At 55.3% G+C, this 21500-nt stretch carries 20 protein-coding genes and 1 riboswitch; of the genes, 7 read left to right on the top strand and 13 right to left on the bottom strand.

The features are described 5' to 3' along the window. Positions 1-70 precede the first annotated feature (70 nt). A riboswitch (cobalamin riboswitch) is annotated at positions 71-322 on the bottom strand. A 123-nt stretch (positions 323-445) separates the two neighbouring features. The 3 genes from QGM61_RS05965 to QGM61_RS05955 are packed head-to-tail and all read left to right on the top strand — an operon-like array spanning position 446 to position 2118. Then, complete coding sequence (locus QGM61_RS05965; RefSeq protein ID WP_281132315.1) at positions 446-1399, top strand: cyclase family protein; 954 nt, start codon at positions 446-448, stop codon at positions 1397-1399. 33 nt (positions 1400-1432) lie between these two features. After that, the gene (locus tag QGM61_RS05960; protein ID WP_281132314.1) at positions 1433-1792 is read left to right on the top strand and encodes a PH domain-containing protein; all 360 of its coding nucleotides are present in this window, start codon (positions 1433-1435) and stop codon (positions 1790-1792) included. A gap of 2 nt (positions 1793-1794) precedes the next feature. Then, positions 1795-2118: a hypothetical protein gene (locus QGM61_RS05955; RefSeq protein ID WP_281132313.1), complete on the top strand. Its 324-nt coding sequence runs from the start codon at positions 1795-1797 to the stop codon at positions 2116-2118. A 35-nt stretch (positions 2119-2153) separates the two neighbouring features. Here the strand turns inward: QGM61_RS05955 and QGM61_RS05950 are convergent, their stop codons facing one another. The 7 genes from QGM61_RS05950 to QGM61_RS05920 all read right to left on the bottom strand — a co-directional run bounded on the left by QGM61_RS05950 (position 2154) and on the right by QGM61_RS05920 (position 7163). Further along, complete coding sequence (locus QGM61_RS05950; RefSeq protein ID WP_281132312.1) at positions 2154-2495, bottom strand: DUF503 domain-containing protein; 342 nt, start codon at positions 2493-2495, stop codon at positions 2154-2156. Further along, complete coding sequence (locus QGM61_RS05945) at positions 2488-3405, bottom strand: YihY/virulence factor BrkB family protein (protein ID WP_281132311.1); 918 nt, start codon at positions 3403-3405, stop codon at positions 2488-2490. The genes QGM61_RS05950 and QGM61_RS05945 overlap by 8 nt, the downstream gene beginning before the upstream one ends. 115 nt (positions 3406-3520) lie before the next feature. After that, the gene (locus QGM61_RS05940) at positions 3521-3709 is read right to left on the bottom strand and encodes a hypothetical protein (RefSeq protein WP_281132310.1); all 189 of its coding nucleotides are present in this window, start codon (positions 3707-3709) and stop codon (positions 3521-3523) included. 94 nt (positions 3710-3803) lie between these two features. After that, a complete protein-coding gene (locus QGM61_RS05935; RefSeq protein ID WP_281132309.1) occupies positions 3804-5351 on the bottom strand; it encodes a DUF4153 domain-containing protein in 1548 nt (515 codons plus the stop codon). Positions 5352-5355: 4 nt separating this feature from the next. Next, complete coding sequence (locus tag QGM61_RS05930; RefSeq protein ID WP_281132308.1) at positions 5356-5748, bottom strand: winged helix-turn-helix domain-containing protein; 393 nt, start codon at positions 5746-5748, stop codon at positions 5356-5358. Then, positions 5738-6334: a hypothetical protein gene (locus tag QGM61_RS05925; RefSeq protein WP_281132307.1), complete on the bottom strand. Its 597-nt coding sequence runs from the start codon at positions 6332-6334 to the stop codon at positions 5738-5740. Before QGM61_RS05925 ends, QGM61_RS05930 begins: the two co-directional genes overlap by 11 nt. Before the next feature lie 121 nt (positions 6335-6455). Then, positions 6456-7163, bottom strand: a complete 708-nt coding sequence (locus QGM61_RS05920; protein WP_281132306.1) for a hypothetical protein — start codon at positions 7161-7163, stop codon at positions 6456-6458. 273 nt (positions 7164-7436) lie between these two features. Here QGM61_RS05920 and QGM61_RS05915 point away from each other — a divergent pair, with 273 nt between their 5' ends. Then, positions 7437-10313 carry a TonB-dependent receptor domain-containing protein gene (locus QGM61_RS05915; RefSeq protein ID WP_281132305.1) on the top strand — a complete coding sequence of 959 codons (2877 nt, stop codon included), beginning with the start codon at positions 7437-7439 and terminating at the stop codon, positions 10311-10313. Positions 10314-10407: 94 nt separating this feature from the next. On the opposite strand, the gene secD is transcribed toward QGM61_RS05915, so the two are convergent. Together secD and QGM61_RS05905 are read right to left on the bottom strand one after the other, a co-directional pair. Then, positions 10408-12726 (bottom strand): protein translocase subunit SecD, encoded by a 2319-nt coding sequence (gene secD / locus QGM61_RS05910; RefSeq protein ID WP_281132304.1) that lies wholly within the window; start codon positions 12724-12726, stop codon positions 10408-10410. Between the two features lie 96 nt (positions 12727-12822). Further along, a complete protein-coding gene (locus QGM61_RS05905; RefSeq protein WP_281132303.1) occupies positions 12823-13230 on the bottom strand; it encodes a hypothetical protein in 408 nt (135 codons plus the stop codon). Positions 13231-13421: 191 nt separating this feature from the next. Between QGM61_RS05905 and QGM61_RS05900 the strand changes: the two genes are divergently transcribed. Next, entirely contained in the window at positions 13422-14744 is a 1323-nt protein-coding gene (locus QGM61_RS05900) for a mechanosensitive ion channel family protein (RefSeq protein ID WP_317622142.1), read from the top strand. On the opposite strand, the gene QGM61_RS05895 is transcribed toward QGM61_RS05900, so the two are convergent. The 4 genes from QGM61_RS05895 to QGM61_RS05880 all read right to left on the bottom strand — a co-directional run bounded on the left by QGM61_RS05895 (position 14725) and on the right by QGM61_RS05880 (position 19685). Further along, positions 14725-15225: a tetratricopeptide repeat protein gene (locus QGM61_RS05895; protein WP_281132302.1), complete on the bottom strand. Its 501-nt coding sequence runs from the start codon at positions 15223-15225 to the stop codon at positions 14725-14727. The two genes, QGM61_RS05900 and QGM61_RS05895, sit on opposite strands and share 20 nt — an antisense overlap. Continuing rightward, the gene (gene mrcB, locus QGM61_RS05890; RefSeq protein ID WP_281132301.1) at positions 15222-17522 is read right to left on the bottom strand and encodes a penicillin-binding protein 1B; all 2301 of its coding nucleotides are present in this window, start codon (positions 17520-17522) and stop codon (positions 15222-15224) included. Before mrcB ends, QGM61_RS05895 begins: the two co-directional genes overlap by 4 nt. A gap of 92 nt (positions 17523-17614) precedes the next feature. Next, positions 17615-18049 carry a hypothetical protein gene (locus QGM61_RS05885; RefSeq protein ID WP_281132300.1) on the bottom strand — a complete coding sequence of 145 codons (435 nt, stop codon included), beginning with the start codon at positions 18047-18049 and terminating at the stop codon, positions 17615-17617. Between the two features lie 58 nt (positions 18050-18107). Continuing rightward, positions 18108-19685 carry a M28 family metallopeptidase gene (locus QGM61_RS05880; RefSeq protein WP_281132299.1) on the bottom strand — a complete coding sequence of 526 codons (1578 nt, stop codon included), beginning with the start codon at positions 19683-19685 and terminating at the stop codon, positions 18108-18110. Positions 19686-19864: 179 nt separating this feature from the next. Between QGM61_RS05880 and QGM61_RS05875 the strand changes: the two genes are divergently transcribed. Together QGM61_RS05875 and prpB are read left to right on the top strand one after the other, a co-directional pair. After that, complete coding sequence (locus tag QGM61_RS05875; RefSeq protein ID WP_281132298.1) at positions 19865-20539, top strand: GntR family transcriptional regulator; 675 nt, start codon at positions 19865-19867, stop codon at positions 20537-20539. Positions 20540-20580: 41 nt separating this feature from the next. Then, positions 20581-21468 carry a methylisocitrate lyase gene (prpB, locus tag QGM61_RS05870; RefSeq protein ID WP_281132297.1) on the top strand — a complete coding sequence of 296 codons (888 nt, stop codon included), beginning with the start codon at positions 20581-20583 and terminating at the stop codon, positions 21466-21468. The last annotated feature ends 32 nt before the right edge of the window (positions 21469-21500 follow it).

Below are 21500 nucleotides of genomic sequence, written 5' to 3'. Positions count from 1 at the left end.
AGAGATGGCGGCAACAGAAAGAACCACGGGCGGGCCGGGGGAAGCGTCTTTCCGCAGCACTGCCCTCCGCAGCGTGTCGTTGGCATCAGGCCGGTCTCCGGGCTTGCAAGTCATAATCGTTCGAAACAGAACGTTATCAAGCAGTATCGCCTTCCCGTCATTATCGCCGTTTGGCACTTTTGACAGTGGCACTGTGATACAGCTTACTTGCTTACCGTTGCGGGGGCAGCGTTGGCATTGACCTGATTGTGCGTCGCACCAACTTCCCGTTTAATTCCGTGGTCACCAGGGAGCACGGAACACCTGAAGCGGCGCCAATGTTAGGTGAATGCAGCGCATTAGGCAAATTGAATCGCAGATGCCTTGAAGCCAACAAAGACGTTGAGCTTGACGTCTATCCAGTTGGCATCGGAAACTGAATGTTCACCTATCTGTCGGAGAGAGCATGAAAAATAACAACATCTCAAAACATGGCGTGTCGCGATCAATCGCCCTGGTGGTGGGGCTGATGACCGTATCCACAGTCATTGCCCAGGACTGGGTGCCGTCGCGTTTTGGTGCAGATGATCGGATTGGAGCTGCCAATTATCTGAATGATGATCTGGTACTGCAGGCCGCCGAGTTGATCAGCACCGGCAAAGTCTATTCACTGGGCGTGGAGACTGCTGAAAACTCCCCGGCCTACGGCAATCGCAGTTACAACATCGATATTGTCAGCGCCAACAGTCAGATTCCGGTCGGCACCGATGTTGTCACTTCGAACGATGAACGCGTCAGCACCAGCTTTGGTATTGGTTCGCAACTTGATGGTCTCGGTCATCTGGGGATCGGCCACCAGTACTACAATGGCCTGACCACCGAGCAGATTGTTGCCGACGATGGTCTGTCGCAGCTTGGCACCCACAATGTTCCGCCCATCGTGACACGCGGCGTGCTGATCGATATGACTGCGCACTTCGGCGTTGATATGGTCAGCGAAGGCACGGCGTTCAATCGTGCCGAAATCGACGCGGCCGCCGAGGCGCAGGGCATAGAGATACGCCAGGGAGATGTTGTGCTGTTTCACACTGGCTGGATGCAGTTGCTTGGTGTGGATGATCAGCGCTTTATATCCGCCCAGCCCGGCCCGGGCGTTGAAGGTGCGGAATATCTGGCCAGTCTGGGCGTTGTTGCCATAGGGGCTGATACTCCTGCGCTGGAGGTCATTCCCTTTGAAGATCCCGCTCGTGCCTTTGCGGTGCATCAGACGCTGCTTGCCAAGCAGGGCGTGTACATACTGGAAAGCATGAACACCGCGGAGCTTGCTGCGGATGGCGTCCAGGAGTTCATGTTTGTTCTGGGTCAGCCGCGCTTCAAAGGTGCCGTGCAGGTGGTGGTGAATCCGATCGCCATACGCTAAGCTGATCGTCATAACTTACAGGGAGAGACCCAGATGACCGCGAAATACTCCAGCCATCCGGCAATGTTCAAGAATAATCCGATTGGCTTTGTAATCTCGGTGTTGCTGATTCCGGTGTTTGGCGTCGGCATCCTCATTCTGCTGTGGTGGTATCTGCAGACCAAGGCAGCACGACTGACAGTGACAGATACCGAGATCATTTACGAAACCGGGCTGCTGAACAAAGAGCACTCCGAAGTGAGCCTGCAAAGCATACGGACAGTGCGAGTCAAACAGAGCTTCTTCGATCGAATATTCGGCGTCGGCACCATCGCCATCTACACCGCCGGGGACAACCCTGAAATCATTGCCAAGGGCATGCCGGATCCAAACCGGGTCAGAGAGCTGGTCTGATTATGAAAACGCCCCTGGGAGATACAGACAACAAGGATAAAAAAGAGTCGCGACGTGTTGCCGCAGTGCTGGTGTCGCTGCTTATCGTATTGGCAGTGGGGGTGCTGTTATTGCTGCCGAGTCTTTCCGATATCGTTGCGACGCAGCTTACTCCGGGTGTGGGGCTGCGCACTGCAGCAATCATTGCATTTTTTGTGTCGGTCGTACTGATGATAGTGTTTACACTGTCGTCTGGGGACGGGCTAATCGGGGAAGTGCAGTTTGTGATTCCTGGTTTTTTGCTGTTTTTTGTCATTTTGTGGTTGATGATCGCCTGGATTTTCTAGGCCGTGTTTCAGTCGATCATCAATGGCTCAACACACTAAAGAATTTCCCGGTGCACTTCCAGCACGGGTGCATCTATGTGCTGGGCAATTGCCTTTTCGATCTGATCCAGTCTTGCATTGATTTCAGAGGGCGAGCCACCCACAGTGACAACACTCCAAACCGCGCTGTCCAGGGCGTCAAAATCGCCGCTTTCGGCAACGGCCAACTCGGGCTGTTTACCCCAGATTGAACGCATTGGCGCGAACACGCGTCGCTTCTCTTTTAAATCACTGACACCATAAAGCTGAAAGTGCAGGGACATGACACCAACCGGCACAGTGATGGCCGTTGGCACTGGCTGGCGGGCCGCCATAAGCTTGCGAAATGCTTCAGACATCGTTACTGCTTCCTGTTTGACTGGTATCAGCGTTGACGCGCACGGCTGCCGCGCGTGGCTTTATTTCCTGCCCCCTGGCAAGCAGATGCACGCGACTGAACGCGGCACCGAACAGCAGGATCAGCGAGGAATAGTAGACCCACATCAAAATCAGCACAATGGCACCGGCTGCACCGTAAGTGGAATCAGGAGCCTGATAGGCGAGGTAGGTTGCAATACCGAAGCGACCCAGTGAAAACAGCAGCGCAGTGACGACTGCTCCGATCAACACCTGGCGCCACCCCAGCACGACATCAGGCAGAACTTTAAATATGGCTGCGAACAGCAGCGTAATAACTACAAATGAGAGCACCGCCTCGGCACTGCTGATCAGCATCTCAACGGCTGGCAGAAGCTGCACGGTAAAATCCAGCATGGCGCGCAGCACTACCCCCAGCACCAGAGAGACCAGCAGGATAAAACCCATGGAGACGACCAGCATCAGCGAAAAAAATCGCTTGCGCAGGAACAGGAAAAAACTATTGCGCGAAGGTTTGGGTTTTACGCCCCAGATATCGTTAAGTGAATATTGAAGTTGTGCGAATACGGTTGTGGCGCCGACCATCAGTGCTGCAATACCCGCTACTGTGGGTAAAATGCCGTTGGCTTCAATACGCGAATTGGCGACTGCTTCCTCGATGAGACTGGCTGCATCATTGCCCATGACAGACTGAAACTCGGCCACAATCTGTCCTTGCGCAGCTGCTTCTCCAAGGACAACGCTGGCTACCGAGACGGCGATGATGACCGTTGGTGCCAAAGAGAAAAGCGTGTAGAAAGCCAGGGAGCCAGCATAGCTGAACGCATTGCATTCCATCCACAATTTGCCAGCATCAACCAGCAAGCGCCAGCCATACCGCAAAGTGTCCATCAGTGCATCTCCTTACTTGCCAGCAGACTTACAGTGTGACGGTTGAAGCGCGGGCTTGCAAATCTGACAGGTAATGGGGATTTGTATCGTCTGAAAGAATCCTCGCTAAAGACTGTTACCGCTTTTGTTTTGGCGTTGATGAGTTCTCACGCTTGCGCCCGCTGACATAGCCGATAACTGAAACTAGCAGCAATGCCAGCGGAATTGCACCAGGTTCACTTTCCACCGTGACCATCAAGACCAGGAGAACAAACCCGATCACTCCCACAATGATCGATGCATTTTTTTGAATTTTCGGATGCATTCATGTTTCTCCAGTTAGTCCTCAAAGTAAATAAATAACTCTCGGGAATCGTGAACGTGTCAATAATTGCGCTTCGCGCAATGGCCGTGATATCTCAGCACATGGTACGAGTTTCGGCGACGATGCGCTGAGCGTGATGGCGGGCCAGGTTCCAGTCACGCCAGTCCGTGGTAACCGGTTCGGCAAACTCTGCCCACATGCGGTTGAGTGCGCAAGTCGTCAAGTTGCGAGTGTCAGTGGTTTGCAGAAAGTTCGCGTATACGGGCAGCGCATCGGCACCGAGGTGTGTAAGGTAAGTTATGTCCAGCGGTACCTGCCCTGTGCGTGCGAGCTGTAAATTGATCTGCGCTACCCGAGCGGCGGGATTGGCAGCTGCGAACAGCAACATGATAGTTATGGCGCCATACAACAATGCAGACAGAAAGTGCCGTGGATTGCCACGCAGAACTGTCGCGGCGAACCAGAGTAGTGAGCCCCCAAGCCATCCCAGCACAGCAAGCGCCATCATACGCGACAGTGTCATCCCGAAATGGTCAATGTAGAGTGTCAGCCGCATCACGGCGGATACCAGCATCACCATGACACAGGATATGAGTACTGCGCCGAAACGACGAAACAGAGTCTGATGGCAGTCAGTTGATGCCATGGTCATCAGCAGTGCCAGCGTCAGCCCGGCGACCAGCAGCAGTTCGAAGAAGCCACGCCGCGCATAACTGGCCACCGTCAGGTCGGCTCGTTCGGCAATCACGTCGTAGCCACCAAACAGATAGAACGCCTGCAGGGCAACAAAGGCGATAAACAGCAGCGCAATCGATCCCATAATTACCGCTGTTTCTTCCGCTCCCAGTCGCAACCAGCTGTTGGCAGTATCAGGCGCGGAACCCGTTGCTGTGCCTCGAGCCTTGTTATGACTCTGGACCAGTGTACAGCTGAGAACACCGGTTGTCAGAGCAACCAATAGCAGACTGATTAACGGCGTGACAGGAGTGACTTGTCCCAGCATCGTGGTCAGCCTGTTTAATTGCTGGTCGACCAGTGCATCAGCAGAGGCAAACAGCATGACAAAAACAACCAGCAGTGGTGTTGCAAACAGTGCGCCGCGCAGAACGCCACGAACGCGTGGGTTGTTATGATGCGATTGACGCAAAAGTGCGTCGATCGGGGGCATAATGCCCAATGCGATTCTGGCAGGGAACCGCCATGCGGCCTTGATAAGCATGGGCAGTCTGGCGTCAGCAAGAGCTTCAACATGCGTCTTGTAATACACCAGTCCCAGGCTTAGCAACATCACCAGGAACATGGGCAGAATCACTGCTGGAGAGGCGCGCAGCGCTGCCAGCCCGGATGCTGCCACCATGACCAGTGACCAGACGGCAAGTTCGATACGCCATGGCTTCGCTTGGTGTCGATTGAGCCAGCAGACTGTCGCGCTGGCCAGCACGCTCCAGACAACCAGGCCCAGGCCGCCCGGAAGGCGATCCCAGACCAGCCAGTGTAAGGCCAGGCCGCACACCACGCCCGCTATGAGCAGCACAATCATGTCGGAGGTGGACGAGTGAGTGTCGCCTGATCGTGGCGACACTCTTGTGGCCCTGGCGCCGAATTTTGCTGACAGTGAGCTGGACGGATCCAGTATGGTCATGATCTTACTCCTGCTTCATTGCCCTGATCAGGGCTTCCATATGAGATACGTAGCGTTGCAGGGCAGCTTGGCCGCTGTCCGTGAGTGTAAACTCGGTGCGTGGCGTGCGGCCGACAAACTGCTTGTGACAGCTCAGATAGCCTGCCTCTTCAAGCTTTCGGGCCTGGACGCTGAGGTTGCCGTCTGACAACTCCAGCAGCTCTTTTAATTCACTGAAGCTCAAACGTTCATGAACCGCCAGTGTGCTGATGATTGCCAGGCGACTACGCTCATGAATCAGGTTGTCCAGTTGTCCTGCTGTTGCGCCATTCTGCACTGTCTGGGCAGCGGCAAGGCTGGCTTTCTGTTGCGCAGACCTGTGCTCACTGTCCACTTTCTGTTTCGGCTTAGCCGCCATAACGCCTCCAGATAATGAAGCCAAATATGCAGTGAAGACCACCAAATCCAACGCCCATCAGTGTATTGCCGATGCCGGGCATCACCAGCGCTATGCTGCCAAGCGCCATAAACAGCCCGCCCATGATCCGCAAAACACGAACTGACCAGGCCCCGGCGGTCATTACTGCTGCACCGTACAGGGTTAGCCAGATTCCCGGGAGCAGCGCGTGAAAGCCGTGCATATACCCAGCCAATGTCAGCAATCCGCCTGCAATCATGGAAGGCAGGAAGGCCCCCAGCAGTTTGCGTGTTGTAGCCAGCCGCAACGAACGGCCTTGGCGGCGCGTCTTGAGGACGGTGAAGCCGGATGCCACGGTGGTCGCGATAAGGAGCTCAATCATCCAGATGCCCACTCGTGGTTCTGGTGCGTAAGGCGCTGCCACCAGAGCGGCAATCAATGCGGTGAGTCCGGTCAGCAGGTAACCAAGGCCGGAAATGCCGGTGAATACACCAGCCTGTTCCATGGTTGAACGGATAAACCGCAGGTTCTCTTCTGCGTGATCGGATAGACGGGTGGGGGTGGATGAGTGGCTGGTTTTAGTCATATCTATTAGTTAGTGAGAAATTTTAAAAGTACTTTATACTATAAAGTAACTGGTCGCAAGCATAGATGAAGTCATGTGTTCTATATGCTAGTTTGCGGGCGAATGTTCTCAGTTCAGGACGTCAGTTGTAAAAAACTTCAACGAAATCAGATTCGACCGGTGTATTGCCCACATAGGCAGGGATGAACCTGCTTCGATTGACCGCTGTGATAATGTTTCGTTTGCAGGCGTCGCTGATGGATACATTCGATACGTCGATATCATGTGCCATCCCGCTTTTATCTACACGGGCTCTAAGTATCTCCGCAAATCGCCTTTGGCCACAAAACCAGATTTCGGTGGCGACTCGCTGGGCAGAAAAATAATCAGCCCCCAGCGTATCCGAATTCATAAAATGATGGGTGAAAATCCGGACACTTTGATCCCCGCCAGATTTCTGCAGAAGAACCGAAAAGTTCATCCGGACCTCTACAAGCTGCCCGTTCAGCCTTGCAGCTGTTATGCGCCTGTTATCCAGTGTGGTGTTTATCAAACGAATCACTCGCCGTGCGGCATTAGGTGTTTCATTGGGATAGCAGACCAGGCTGGTGAGTTCACCAGAAGTGCGCACGCGCCCGGCGCATCTGACGAGCAGGCTTTCGTCATACTCAAACTTTAAACGGGAAAGTCGGGTGGCAATCAGTTCAGAATGCTCACCGATGTGTGCTGGAGAAGTGACGTTCTGATCTACGTCAGCTGACGAGGTTGTCGACAATATGTGTTGTGCTGCGAATAGTAGCGTAAGGGTGAAGATATAGCGTCGCGGGCTTGACTTCCTTAACTTGATCAAGGTCCAGTCTCCTTTGGACATTTTTCTGTCTATTTATCTGTTTATCAGGATTTTGTCAATATAACTTTTAGACTACGGTAGCGCGAGTCAGTCAGTGTAGGGACATGCTCGCGTTGTCGGTATAAGTGGCAGAATCTACCCATTTTCAGGGGAATTCGTTACGATTTTATACATTGCTTGAAAAGATTTGCGCTCCGGCTAAAATCCCGCGCTTCGATTGGAAATGGGTCTGTGTCCCATAAACAGTCGAAGTCATCTTTCTAGGGAGAAGCCATGTATAATTTCAAGAATGATTTCAAGCGCAGCAAAAAAAATGCCCTTCGGCATGTAATCGCTGCATGTATTGCTTCGTCATCTGCATTGCCTCTGATGGCATCGGCGCAGTCTGACGCACCGGAACTTGAAGAAGTTGTGGTAACTGGCTCTTATATCAGGAATAGCGCGTTTGCCGGCGCATCTCCTGTCAACACTGTTACTCAGGCTGACTTGCTTGAGTCCGGTGCACCGGCCATGGGTCAGTACATTCGTGACCTGCCATACACTCAAAATACCGACGTTGTTGCTAACGTCAACTCTACTCAAAACGGTCAGCAGGATTCCAATGCTGCGCGCTTCAATCTGCGCGGCCTGGGCGTGAACAGCACATTGACACTGGTTGATGGAACACGCTCTGTAAATGATGGTGCTGTGGCATCCTTGCTGCCCGATATCGCCATGGAGCGACTGGAAGTCGTTCTGGACGGTGGCTCCGCGCTTTACGGTTCGGATGCCGTTGCAGGTGTTGTTAACCTGATCCCCATCAAGGAGTTTGATGGTCTGCGCGTACGCAGTTATTACCAGACAGACGAAGAAACCTCATTTGAGGAGCCGAAGCTGGCTTTACTGTTTGGCCGGTCTTTCCGTAACGACGTCAATTGGGTAGCCGCTTTCGAAGCCTCCAAAAAGACACCGGTGCTGCGTACCGAGCGCCCTGAGTACCTGTACTACGATATCTCTGAAACCTCCACGGGTACACCTGGCTCCTTCCAGCGTGCTGCTGGTGGCATTGGTAACGGCGGTGTTGGTGGACTGCTGCGCGACCCCTCCTGTGGTACCTTCAATGAAGGCAATACCGACAAGACCAAGCCTGGCGCATTTCCCAGTGGCCAGCCGCTGGGTTCGACCACCTGTCTTTACCACTACGGTCCACAGCATGACTACGCTCGTGGAAATGTAGACTACACCCTGTTTAACAATCTGACCTGGGACGCCAATGACTGGTTGCAGCTTGAGTGGCAGTCCAGCTACAACTATCGTGAGTCGCGCTATAACACATCTGCGAGCCTCTCGAATACCACCAATAACCGGTTTGCGCTGCTTGTGCCAGAGAATCATCCGGCCAACCCCTGGGGCTTTGATGTTGTGCCACGCAACTGGCGTCCGTTTAATGGTCTGGCAGGAACCCAGCCATCGTTCCTGAAAGATGACGGCCGTGAAGTTCAGGATTACCGTTACTACACTGATTCCAATCGCTTCAGTGCACGCTACGATATGACGGATACCTGGACAGGTTATACCTACTACACACGTCAGGAAATGCGTCGTAGTGTTGACACCCGCACCATGGTGCTGCCGCGACTGCAGGCAGCGCTGCAGGGACAGGGTGGTCCGGATGGCGATGAATGGTTCAATCCGTTTGGCTCCGCTGACCCGCGTTCACCATATTATGTAGCAGGTGTCACTGATAACAGTCAGGAGCTGGTTGACTGGCTGTACGAGATCCAGAATCAGCGCGAGGTCAGTCGCAACAACCTGGAAGTTTTCGAAACCATGGCAACAGGCGAGATCTTTCAGACTGCGTTTGGTCCAACTCAGGCTGCTGTCGGTATACAACGCCGTGACACCCGTGTGCGAACCAGCCCGAATCCTTTCTCAATGATTGGGCAGAACTACAACAGTTCGATCACGGATGCTCCGCCCGAGCCAACCGATTACACTGACCGTGTCAACGCTGCTTTCGTAGAGTTTGAAGTTCCGCTTTACGAAACTATTTCTGCTCAGATCGCTGCGCGTCACGAAGAGTTTACCGATCAGGATATCGAAACCACGACTCCGAAGGTGGCACTGCGCTGGGAAGCGCGTCACGACCTGGCGTTCCGACTGTCATGGGGTGAAAGCTTCCTGGCTCCAGAGCCGGGCACCAATCGTCCGTTCAACCCGAACGAGAATTGTGGTGAAGTTTTCTCAGGTACAGACCCTATCACTGGCAACAGCCTGGCGGGCACTCAGTCCTGTTCATCCGGCAACCCTGATATCCGTCCAGAGACATCCGAAATCTGGAATGTTGGTTTCACCTGGGAGCCAACTGATGAGCTGAGTCTGAGTGTGGACTATCAGACCATCGACTATAAAGACCGTATTCGTGAGCTGAGCACAGTAGATGCAGTTGAGCTGCAGTTTGCCGAGATGCTGAATGCGATCGGCGAAACTGAAAGCAGCTACGATGCGACACCTGGCTCTGCAACGCGTCAGGCAGCCAATGCCTGGCTTGCTCAGCAGGGGCAGCTGACTGGTCCCGGCATCCAGCGTGATCCGAACAACCAGCAGATCATCAAGACTGTTCGCAACGCCGCAAACGTTGCAGAGGTGATGATCGATCTGGTGGACGTAAAAGGTCGCTACCGTATTCCGACAGATGACTTTGGTACATTTGTTGCCACAGCAACCGCTTCTTACTTCACCAAGTACGAGTATGTTGATCTGTCCGGTCAGGTGAGTGATGCCCGTGGTCGCCAGAACGGTGACAGTGGCATTGTGCCACCACTGCCGAAGCTGAAAGCGAACCTGCGCATGAACTGGTTCCTGGGTGCGCACAGCGCGTCCCTGACAGCCAACTTCCAGGATCGTGTCAGCACCGATGGTTCGTTCTTCGCGTACACCACGGGTTTGACAGCACCGGATTACATCTCTTCACAGACATTGTTCAACACGCAGTACTCTTACGCGTTTGACAATTTCTATGACAGCGAAGTGATTCTGAGCCTGGGTGTGACCAACCTGTTCGACAAGCGTGCCCAGCCTCTGCCGCAACTCGGTGGTATGGAAACACGTCTGCAGACACCGTTCGGCCGTCAGTTCTGGCTGAGCCTTGACTGGACGCCGAACTTTTAAGCGCAACGCATAAGTTCAGCTAATAAAAAACCCCGGCACTGCCGGGGTTTTTTTTGACTACTGGTCTGGGCCCTTGCGGAACAGGCCGCGCCACTCAGACCTGATGTGGTAATTGTGTACGTGCCGACTCCAGTGGACGCAACTGCGGCAGACCCAATCTCTGCCTGCGGCGACCCAGCAACAGCACGATGGGTGCTGCTATAAATATTGATGAGCTGGTGCTGACAACAATACCGAAGAGCATGGGTACCGCAAAACTGGCTACGGCACTGCCACCTGCGACTGCCATCGGCAGAACAGCCACCAGCGTGCTCAGCGAGGTATAAGTGGTACGGGTCAGCGTTGCGCTGATGCTGCGGTTCACAATCTGCTCCAATGGCTGATCAGGACGGGCACGCATGCTTTCACGCATCCGGTCAAAGACCACCACTTTGTCGTTAACCGAATAACCGATCAGAGCGAGCAGGGCTGCTATAGCCGTCAGATTAAACTCAATGCCGGTCAGCACAAAAAAGCCGATGGTTTTGGTCAGATCCAGTGCGATTGTCAACACCGCTGCCATGGCAAAGTGGTTTTCAAAGCGGTACCACAGGTACAGCAACATGCCGGCGCCTGCGAGCATTACCGCGAGAATACTCATGTCCGTGAAATCGCCACTGACGCGAGGACCCACCAGTTCCGCTCGATCAATGCTTGCCTCTGGCAGAACTGACTTGACGGTGCCCCGTAGTGTTTCCATCTGACTGCCGCCGTCGATATTCTCCTGTATGGCCTGTCGCAGCAGCCAGGATTGTTCGCCGTCTCCCGACAGCGCCTGAACACTGATATCCACCAGGCCGGCGTCTGCCAGCTGCGTGCGCAGGGTTTCAATGGAGGTGTCTGGGGTTCTGATCTCCAGCAGCGCACCACCACTGAAATCGATACCGTAATTCAGGCCAGGTTTGGCCATCAACCCCAGAGAGGCAATGGACAGGACGGCTGACACGATCAGTCCGGTGGTACCAGCTTTCATGAAACGGATGACACGACGACCGCTGCTGAACTGCTCACCAAATGTATCAAGCATCGGCAGGCCGCGAATGTTCAGCGGTTGACGCGCTCTGCGTCGCACCACCCACTCCATCATGACGCGGTTTACGGCGACTGCCGTGAACAGCGATGTCAGTAGACCGATACCCATAGTTACTGCAAAACCGCGTATCGGGCCAGAGCCCATCATGAACAGGAGGCTGATGGCGATCAGCGTTGTGATATTGGAATCCAGGATGGTGCCATAGGCGCGACGGAAACCATTGTCCAGAGACAGCCAGGCACCTTTACCTTGACGTGCTTCATCGCGGATCCGTTCGTTGATCAGAATATTGGCATCGACGGCCATGCCCAGCACCAGAATCAGGCCGGCAATACCGGGCAGGGTAAGCGTGGCTCCCAGCAGGCTGAGTATGCCGAACACCAGTCCCATATTGATGCCCAGTCCCAGCCAGGCAATCAGACCCCAGCTGCCGTAGCTGCACAACATAAACACCAGCACCAGTGCTGCACCGAAGATACCAGCAACAATACCCATGCTGATGGCGTCACTTCCCAGATTGGGGCCTACCGTACGTTCTTCAACGATTTCAAGTGCCGCCGGCAATGCACCGGCACGCAGTAACATGGCCAGTTCACCAGCCTCCACGGCGTTAAACTGTCCACTGATCTCGCCACTGCCGCCGGTAATGGGAGAACGTATGACCGGTGCAGTAACAACCTCACCGTCGAGCACAACCGCCAGGGCGCGACCAACATTCTGACGCGTCATGTCGCCAAAAATACGGCCACCTTCCTGGTCCAGCGTAAAGTTGACGACGGGCAGGTTGGTCTGTGGCTGCATGGCCATGCGGGCATCGCGCACATGTTTGCCTTCCATCGCCACTTTGCGTTCCAGGCGATAGGTTTGTGCGGGATCCGCCTGATCAGGCAGCGTCATGACATCGCGGTTGCCCGGCTCGGCCACCCAGTGGAAATTCATTTGTGCCGTCGTACCCAGCAGTGAACGGACCTGTTGCGGGTCTTCAACGCCCGGCAGCTGCACCAGTATGCCGTCACGTCCCTGACGGGTGATGCTGGGTTCGACCATGCCGGTCTCATCCAGCCGCCGATGAATGACCTCTATGCTCTGGTTAACGACATCATCAAGCAGCGCCTCAGCGCTCAGTTCGTCGCGGTCTCTGTAAATCTCCTGGGTGTCCACAACCAGCAGCAGCTGTGAGCCGCCGCGCAGGTCCAGGCCAAGTTTGACAGTGTTGGTCTGGTAAGCGCTCGGAAGGCTATTACTGACCGACTCAGGTAATACATTGGGCAGGGCGCTAAGCAGGCCCAGCATGATGATAAATGCGTACCAAAAGGTGCGCTGGTGAAGCGAATTAATCATGTATAACTCCTGTGACTGACACGATTAGCTGTCGAACTTAATCAACAACTGCGACGTCAGCCGGCTACATCAAAGATAGGAAAGATGTGTACAGAGTTATCGGATTGGCGGCGCGCGCGCCTGGTGGGGAGAGCTGCTGTGACGAGGGTTGCTATCAGTGGTGGCAGGGATGCCAACAGTAGCAGTTCGCAAATAGCTGAGCGCTGACTGATTGAGCGTGGTGGAATTATCGTCAGGGTCTGAGTCGCCGGGTACGCCGGAAAGTGCAGCACGGGTGCTTGGCGAAGCCAGCAGCTGTGTTGAAACAAGTCGCTCCAGAGTATCGCCGCTTTGGCGTTCGATCGAGTTGTTGCCAGCAGCAGGCAGGCTGACCCCTACTGACAGTAGCAGCGAGCAGATCAACAGCTGAACAGACAACAGATGGCGGAGCAAAGTCACAGCACGAATATCCTGAATTACATGTGCCCGGTGGCCGACTGGCACTATGTCAGCGGTCAGGGACACTTGCAGCCTCCTTATACGCCTGTCGTAGATGGTTAGCAAGACACCTGCAAATAAATTTCGTCAGCCTCACGCCGCCGGAAGACTGAGGACATAATCGCCTAATGCTGCGGGCACGATTGATTAGTTGAGCCAGGTTGGTTAGATTCCATTGTCGATTATAATCGCTCGTAAACACTGATGGGGCCTATCGCTTGGATCTCGAATCAATCTATCAGCGTCTGATGACGCTGGGTGACCAGATACTGCTCGTTCTGCTGCAGACAGAAACCTATGCGCAGCTCGCGCTGGTGATGCTGATCTATGCATTTGCATTCTTTTTTGCCAACCGGCTGCGTGCCTATCTGCCGGCGTTTGCAGAAGCCCCGCCTGATGCCCCGTTAAGCCCGTTGCGCCGCGCGGCTGGCCATATTGGTAACCTGATGTTCCCGTTGCTGAGCATCCTGGCGCTGGGTTTTGCCGTCGAGCTCAGTGCCTCGCTGATCGGGCAGTCATGGCTGGTCAAAGTGGCACTTGTCGTAGCCATGCTGCTGGTCTACAACGCCATCATTCGTGATCACGTACGCAATGAGTTTATTGCCTTTGTCTTCCGCTGGGCCGGACTGCCGCTGGTGTTCCTGTACTCCGTGGAATGGCTCGGGCCGCTGATATCGATTCTTGAGTCCATGCAGGTGACGCTGGGTAACATTCGGATCTCTGCCTATGGCGTTGTCCGTGTTCTGCTGTTTGGTTCCATTCTGTTCTGGTTGGGACGCCTGTCGAACAACACCGGACAGGAAATCATCCGTCGTCAGGAAAAGCTGGATTTCAGGGCCAAGGAAGTGGCCGCCAAACTGCTGCAGGTCACAATCTTTTTTGTCATCTTCCTGTTGCTGCTCCAGATCATGGGCATCAATCTGACTGCGCTGGCGGTGTTCGGTGGTGCAGTGGGTGTGGGCCTGGGTTTCGGACTGCAGGCCATTGCTTCCAATTTTATCTCAGGCATCATTATTTTGCTGGATCGCTCGATTTCGCTGGGCGACTACATTGAACTCGAAGACGGACGGACCGGTGTGGTTCGTGAGCTGACGCTCAGGTCAACCACACTGGAAACCTATGATGGCAAAGACATCATGGTGCCCAACGAAAAGTTCGTTACGGAAAGTTTTACCAACTGGACTCACAAGAATCAGAAGCAGCGATACCGGGTTGATTTCTCGGTCGCCTATGACTCCGATATTCACAAGCTGGTGGAAGTCATCAAGGCGGCAGTGGCCAGTCATCCTCAGGTTCTCAGCGGGGACGACGTCCCACTTGAAGAGCGACCTGATTGTGAGATTGATGGCTTTGGAGACTCAGGCGTCAACATGTTTGTTGAGTTCTGGATGGAAGGAATCGACGACGGCCGAAACCGTGTCGGTGGCGATCTGATGCTGTTGATCTATGACACCATGCGTGAGCATGGCTTTGTCATACCTTTCCCGCAGCGCGAGGTGCGCGTACTTAACAAGCAGTCACTCAACGACGATCGTCAGTGACCCGATCCAGAAAGGCCTGAATCTCGCGGCGCAGTCCGGTATCGTTGCCGGCTTCGCTCATGGCTCTTTGTGCGAGTGCAGTTGCTTCAGCAGGTCGATTCTGCAACAGACGCACATTTGCCAGACTCAGCCAGATGCTGGCGTCGCGCGGGTCAATTCTTAAACCGCGCTCGGCAATCGCAGCTGCTCGCTCAAGTTCACCCGCGTCTACCGCGCTGTTAATGCCAGCCATCAATGTGGATGTCGGAGTAGCACGAGCGTCTGGCGGGGCAGGGGATGTGGGGCCAACAAAACCACCCTGGGCATCTGCCTGGTCGGTTCCTGAACGGACCGGGCCGGGTGGCTCAGATATTGAACCTGCTGCCGTTGTACCCGTCAATGATGGCTGGCTGCGCTCCACTGGAGCAGGTGTTTGCCTTTGGGGTGATGCACAGGCTGCCAGTAACAGGGTGCCAATCAACAGGCCAGAACGTAAGCTCATGGACTGAACACCCTGAAGCGATCAAGCACCCTGTTAAACAAAGAGCCGTCATCCTCGCAATCAACCGCACGGTCAGGAGGGCGGCTATCAGCAAAGGGCAGCAGGATACTGTCCTGACACTGGCGATAGGCAGGGTCACGTACCGCATTTTGAGAGACCTGGCGCCACTCTATGTCGGGTGGCGGGGCTGTTGTTCTGGGCTCTATGCGCAGTGCGCTCATGATGTCGCTCCACACTTTTAGCGCGCCTGTGGCGCCGGTCAGACCTGTGGCACCGTTGTTATCGTGGCCCAGCCAGACCACCGCCACCAGATCATCACCGTAACCGGCAAACCAGCTGTCACGCAGGTCATTGGTCGTGCCTGTTTTGCCGGCCAGCGGCAGGTTTGCCTGCATGGTGCCCTGAGCAGTCCGTGCAGTGCCGCGACTGAACACACCCTGCAGGGCATGCTCCAGCAGGAACATGCTGCGCTGGCTGGCGACCTGTTCAATGGCAAGACCATAGCGTTGCAGGCGCTGGCCGTCGCCGGTCATGACGGCTTCGACTGCACGCAGGGGCGTGCGGAAACCGCCGCTGGCCAGTGTCTGGTACATTTGTGCGACTTCAATCGGGGTCATATCCACGGCGCCCAGCAGTAGCGAGGGATAGGCTGCCACGTCTCCGTTGTAGCCAAGCCTGCGCAGCATGTCGATGGTTGCCGGCAGGCCCAGTTTCAGGCCCAGATCGACCGTGGCCTGGTTAAGCGAGCGTTCCAGTGCATCAAACAGGTAGACGTCGCCGTAGTAGCGATTTTCATAGTTGCTGGGCGACCAGTAAGTGCCATTGTCCAGTTCGATCTCGCGCTTGGCATCAGACAGCACAGTTGCCAGCGAATAGTCACCGGCACCGGATTCAAGTGCCGCCAGATAAGTTGCCGGTTTTACCAGCGAGCCGATCTGACGGCGAGCGTTAAGCGCGCGGTTGAAGCCGGTATACCCCGCCCGGCGTCCGCCCGCCAGTGCCCGGACATCACCGTTGGTGGCATCAGTAATCACCACGGCGGCTTCCAGCGGGCCATTGTCGCCGTCAGCTGGTTGCACTGCGGCTACGGCTTTGTCCAGACGCGCTTCCAGCGTGGTCTGCATGGCAAGATCCAGCGTGGTAAAGATGCGCAGGCCTTCGGTGCGCAGTGCTGCTGAATCGTAGTCACGGGCCAGATTCTGCTGCACAAGCTCCATAAAGGCAGGGTAGCCGTTGCCCCGGTATGCTGGTCGTGGCGTTACCGCCAGCTCCGCCCGAGATGCCTGCGTTCGCTGTTCATCAGTGATGTATCCGGCATCCACCATTCTTGCCAGCACGGTATTGCGACGGCTGACCGCACGTTCCGGGTTGCGGCGCGGATTGTACAGTGAGGGGCCACGCGGCATGCCTGCCAGCAGGGCAAGTTCGTCGAGACTGAGCTGGGTCAGGGGGCGGCTGAAATAATGCTGGGCACCGAGGGCAAACCCGTGAATGGCCCGGTTGCCATCCTGGCCCAGATAAACTTCATTCAGATACGCCTCGAGAATCTGTTCCTTGCTGAATCGCAAGTCCAGTGCCACGGCCATCAGGGCTTCTTCAATCTTGCGCCTGAATGTCTGGTCGCGATGCAGGTAGAGGTTCTTCACCAGCTGCTGGGTCAGTGTGCTGCCACCCTGGACGATGCCACCAGCACGAATATTGGCCAGCATGGCTCTGGCAATGCCTTTGGGATCGACGCCATGATGTTCATAGAAGCGACTGTCCTCAACGGCGATAACTGCCTGGACCAATGCGGGCGGCACATCACCGAGGGCCAGCGGCAGGCGGTCTTCGCCAGTGTCCGGGTTAAACTGTGTCACTTCGACTGGTTCCAGCCGGGCCAGTGGCACCGCGCCACCGCCAATGCGCTCCAGTGAACTGATGCGCTCGCCGGTGAAAAACACAGCCAGAGTTTGCGGGGGTTCTGGGCCATCCCAGAAATCAAAGCCACGAGTCTGAATCTGCAGGCTTTGTCCGAGGCGCCGAAATTCTCCGGGTCTGTTCAGCTGCGCAACTTCGCGATAACCAAGCTGTTGCAACGTGGTCTGAACTTCAGCAAGCGCGTGACCGGCGCCGGGATAAAGTTCCATTGGGCGCGCGTAAATACGTGCTGGCAGCGCCCACTGCAGGCTGCTGAAGCTTTCGCGAATCTGTCGATCAATCCACACGCACCAAAGCACAAACACAACGGTCGCTATCAAAAGCGTCCATACGGTCAGGCGGCGCAGGGAGGGGAGTTTGGTGTTGAGACGGCTCATAAGCGCTCATTATAACAGTGCTGTAGGTCAAACCGATGCAGCTCGGACCCGTTCCATGGGATTTTTTTGATTGTGGCGGCCAGCCTGCGCTCTTAACTGCAGTTTGGAGCAACAAATTGTCGATACAGGCCAGCCCATGCCGGGCCGTTGTTACTGCTCAAGTGTATTGGATTACTGGGCAGTGAGTGATTCAGCTCAAACTGATGGACGCTTTCCAGTGCCTGTAAAAGATACTGCTGAACGGCTTCTTCACAGCCCTTTTGCACCTGGAAGCCATCCTGATAAAAGTCTCCAAGCAATGGCCAGAAATGATCGTCACCAATGACATGTTTTAACACCAGAGCCTGTCGACTGCTGCCATCGGCCAGCTCAAAACGAATGGTCAGCCAGGTTTGCGGCGTTGCCATCGGCAGGTTAAGACGAATACATGAAACGATTTCCAGCGGGCTGCAAATACACCGCCAGCGCGAACGGTGCCACTGATAAACACCTGACTCGCCAAGTTCAAATAGAAATTCCTGCTGCATACCATTGACCTCTGGTTGGAACTGTCAGTTACCAGAGGTCAACGGCACAGCGGCTTCTTTATTCCCCGCTGCCCGCCGGGTTTATCCGGTTACGATCGGCGGTATCTACCTGCTTGATAAACCAGGCCATGAAGCGGGCCATTCGCTCCATACCGGGCACTGAGATGACCTCTTCGACTTCGCCGCTGGTGTGATAGAGCGGCGGCGCCTGCATGGTCGTCACGATTGGCACATTCGCGCGCCTGTAGCCTCCGCCTTCGCCGCTGGCCATATCCGAGTTGCCGGACACAAAATTGACGCCATAACGCTGTACACCAGCATCAAACAGTGATTGAAGATAAGCTGATTCGTTGGTGATGCCGGCGACTATGGGCGCCTCACCGGAGTCAGCGATAAAATCACGATAGCCATCGGGCAGGACGCTGCGGGCCGGCGAGAAGTTGCGCTGTGCGACATGCTCCAGATTAAAGATCAGCAGCGCCTCGTCAAACAGGTCCGGGTTCATGGCGACCGCATTGCTGGGGCCGTTGAGCCCGGGCGTATGGTGACCAGCGCTGGCCACCAGAACCAGTGTCCGCTGCAGTGTGACATCGTCGCGGGAGAAGTGTCGCGCCAGGGCCATCAGCACGGCCAGCCCATCACCATTGTCGCCGGCACCGTCATACCAGGCATCCATATGGGCATTGATGACAATTGTCTCGGTGGACTGGCCCGGTATGACAGCAATTACGTTTTCTGCCTGGAGTCCGCTGTATTCCTGTGCCTGCAGGCTCAACCTGGCCTGTAGCGTGCCGCTGTGCCCCTGCGAGGCAGCCGCGTCGAGTGCGGCGCTGAGGAAAACACCATCCCGTCCTCCCACGTTGAAACAGGGGCCGCCGCAGTTGGCCAGATCACGCGCCATTTCATTGCCAGGCTGATCGATGATATTAAGAACCGCAACTGCGCCGCGGGCAAACAGATCCTGAGCCCTGGGCACGGCATGACTGCGTTCGAACACCAGGTGGGCCTGTGGTGTGATGTGCTGTACCGCGATTTTGCCGCTTACATCGATATGTTCCAATACGGCAGGGCGCGCATTGCCCGTGTATACCAGCGGTGCCTGCAGTGAACCGCCCGCTATGTATGATGGAGACAGTGCCACCGCTGTTGACAGCACCACATCGTCGCCGCCGGTATGCTCATTGGCCAGCAGGCGAACCTCCCAGCGTTGAGGCAACCACAGGCTGCTGTCGGGATTCTGCGAGACCTGTTGTATCTCGACATCTTCAATCCCGTATTGCTGGAACTGATCTGCAACCCAGTCGGCAGTTGCCGTTAGTGATGGGAAGCCGGCGACGCGTCCCCACATCTGGTTGCCACCCAGTTCCTGATTGATCAGGCTCTGTCTCGAAAATTGCACAATGTTCTTCAGGTCCGAAGCCAGCCGGTCACCTTCCAGTTCGTTGAATTGTAACTCCTGGGCAGGGACTACAGCCGGAGCAGGGCCACGGGAACCGATAATGGCGGGAATCGTATGAGGTGCAAAGGTCGGTGGTACTGGCAGGCCGTACCATGTCTCCTGAGCCTGTGCTGTGCCGGCCAGGGCGACGCAAATCAGAGTGAGCAGTCGTGAACAAGCGTGAATGTACCGGTTCATGGGAGTCCATCCTGTTATTGTGATTATTTTTTCCGTATCAGACTTATTGTACCGCTTATCCTGGTTGACGTGATACAACTGCGTAAATGGCAGATTGTTGACAATGATGGCTAACAGGCGCAGTATTCGCCATGAAAACGCCAATAATCGTCATAATAGTTTAGGATTATCTACAATCCATGACTTCCAACACGAATCAGACCAGTTCCCAGACTCTGTCTGACGGCGCCTTTGAACGCATCCAGAGTGCGATTGTCAAAGGGGATATAGCGCCGGGGACGCGTCTGAGTGAGCAATACCTGAGTGATACTTTCGGGATCGGTCGTGGCCCGCTGCGGGAGGCCATTCGGCGGCTGGAAGGTCGACGATTGGTGGTCAGGATTCCGCACGCGGGTATTCGCGTGGCATCGCTGAGTGTGGCTGAGCTGATTGAGCTGTACTACGTCCGCGAGGCGCTGGAAGGCATGGCCTGTCGGCTTGCTGCACAGCATATGACCGAGGAGGAAATTGCGGGGCTGCGCCAGGTGCTGGCCAGACACGAGCAGCACGCGGGCCTGCATACCAACGAATCCTACTATCAGCAGGAAGGGGAGCTGGATCTTCACTATCTGATCATACAGGGTAGCCGCAATCACATGTTGCATGAGTTACTTTGCAGTGATCTTTATCATCTGGTACGCATGTACCGGTATCGTTTTTCGACAACTCCGGAGCGCCCGCAGCAGGCGTTTTCCGAGCACCATCGTATTATCGAGGCGATTGCCGACCGCGATGGTGAACTGGCGGAACTGCTGATGCGTCGGCACATCAGTGCCTCACGTCGCAATATCGAACAACATCTGGAAAAGCCATAAGACAAAAATCAGTTAAAGAACTCAAAAGGAGAGTCCTGGACATGCAGACAACACCCGGTCAACGCTTTCGTGCAGCAGTCGCAGAGGAGCATCCGCTGCAGGTTGTTGGTGCGATTAACGCCAACCATGCGCTACTGGCAAAACGAGCCGGCTTTAAGGCCATTTATCTGTCCGGCGGTGGCGTCGCGGCAGGGTCTCTGGGGTTGCCTGATCTGGGTATTTCCGGACTGGATGATGTTTTGACAGACGTGCGTCGCATCACTGACGTGTGCGACCTGCCGCTGCTGGTCGATGTTGATACCGGCTTTGGTGCCAGTGCGTTCAATGTGGCGCGAACCGTGAAGTCGATGATCAAATTTGGCGCGGCTGCCATGCACATCGAAGACCAGGTAGGCGCCAAACGCTGCGGCCACCGGCCCAACAAGGAAATTGTCACCCAGGCCGAAATGGTGGATCGTATCAAGGCGGCTGTGGATGCGCGCACTGATGACAGCTTTGTGATCATGGCGCGAACCGATGCGCTGGCAGTGGAAGGGCTTGAAGCGGCTCTGGATCGCGCCGAGGCCTGCATCGAAGCGGGCGCGGACATGGTGTTTCCGGAAGCGATTACCGAGCTGGATATGTACGCCAGGTTCACATCCCGATTGAAGGTGCCGGTACTGGCCAATATTACCGAGTTTGGTGCCACACCGCTGTTCACGACCGAGGAGCTGGCCGGCGTGGATGTTTCGCTGGTCCTGTATCCATTGTCAGCTTTCCGGGCCATGAACAAGGCGGCCGAGAATGTGTATACCGCCATCCGGCGCGACGGCACGCAGCAGAATGTCGTCGATACCATGCAGACACGTGCTGAGCTCTACGATCGTATTGACTACCATGTTTACGAAGAGCACCTGGATGCGCTGTTTGCCAAGCAGAAAAAATCCTGACGTTTTCATCCAAATGCCAGCTATGGTTTCAA

Source organism: Pseudohongiella sp. SYSU M77423, from assembly GCF_029911965.1.
Classification (GTDB): Bacteria; Pseudomonadota; Gammaproteobacteria; order Pseudomonadales; family Pseudohongiellaceae; genus Pseudohongiella.
The sequence above is the reverse complement of the archived record's forward strand: the minus strand, read 5'-3'. Positions and strand labels throughout refer to the sequence as shown.

Coding starts and splice junctions, on each gene's coding strand:
- QGM61_RS05965 (WP_281132315.1), top strand. CDS start 446: ATGAAAAATAACAACATCTCAAAACATGGCGTGTCGCGATCAATCGCC.
- QGM61_RS05960 (WP_281132314.1), top strand. CDS start 1,433: ATGACCGCGAAATACTCCAGCCATCCGGCAATGTTCAAGAATAATCCG.
- QGM61_RS05955 (WP_281132313.1), top strand. CDS start 1,795: ATGAAAACGCCCCTGGGAGATACAGACAACAAGGATAAAAAAGAGTCG.
- QGM61_RS05950 (WP_281132312.1), bottom strand. CDS start 2,495: ATGTCTGAAGCATTTCGCAAGCTTATGGCGGCCCGCCAGCCAGTGCCA.
- QGM61_RS05945 (WP_281132311.1), bottom strand. CDS start 3,405: ATGGACACTTTGCGGTATGGCTGGCGCTTGCTGGTTGATGCTGGCAAA.
- QGM61_RS05940 (WP_281132310.1), bottom strand. CDS start 3,709: ATGCATCCGAAAATTCAAAAAAATGCATCGATCATTGTGGGAGTGATC.
- QGM61_RS05935 (WP_281132309.1), bottom strand. CDS start 5,351: ATGACCATACTGGATCCGTCCAGCTCACTGTCAGCAAAATTCGGCGCC.
- QGM61_RS05930 (WP_281132308.1), bottom strand. CDS start 5,748: ATGGCGGCTAAGCCGAAACAGAAAGTGGACAGTGAGCACAGGTCTGCG.
- QGM61_RS05925 (WP_281132307.1), bottom strand. CDS start 6,334: ATGACTAAAACCAGCCACTCATCCACCCCCACCCGTCTATCCGATCAC.
- QGM61_RS05915 (WP_281132305.1), top strand. CDS start 7,437: ATGTATAATTTCAAGAATGATTTCAAGCGCAGCAAAAAAAATGCCCTT.
- secD (WP_281132304.1), bottom strand. CDS start 12,726: ATGATTAATTCGCTTCACCAGCGCACCTTTTGGTACGCATTTATCATC.
- QGM61_RS05895 (WP_281132302.1), bottom strand. CDS start 15,225: ATGAGCTTACGTTCTGGCCTGTTGATTGGCACCCTGTTACTGGCAGCC.
- mrcB (WP_281132301.1), bottom strand. CDS start 17,522: ATGAGCCGTCTCAACACCAAACTCCCCTCCCTGCGCCGCCTGACCGTA.
- QGM61_RS05885 (WP_281132300.1), bottom strand. CDS start 18,049: ATGCAGCAGGAATTTCTATTTGAACTTGGCGAGTCAGGTGTTTATCAG.
- QGM61_RS05880 (WP_281132299.1), bottom strand. CDS start 19,685: ATGAACCGGTACATTCACGCTTGTTCACGACTGCTCACTCTGATTTGC.
- QGM61_RS05875 (WP_281132298.1), top strand. CDS start 19,865: ATGACTTCCAACACGAATCAGACCAGTTCCCAGACTCTGTCTGACGGC.
- prpB (WP_281132297.1), top strand. CDS start 20,581: ATGCAGACAACACCCGGTCAACGCTTTCGTGCAGCAGTCGCAGAGGAG.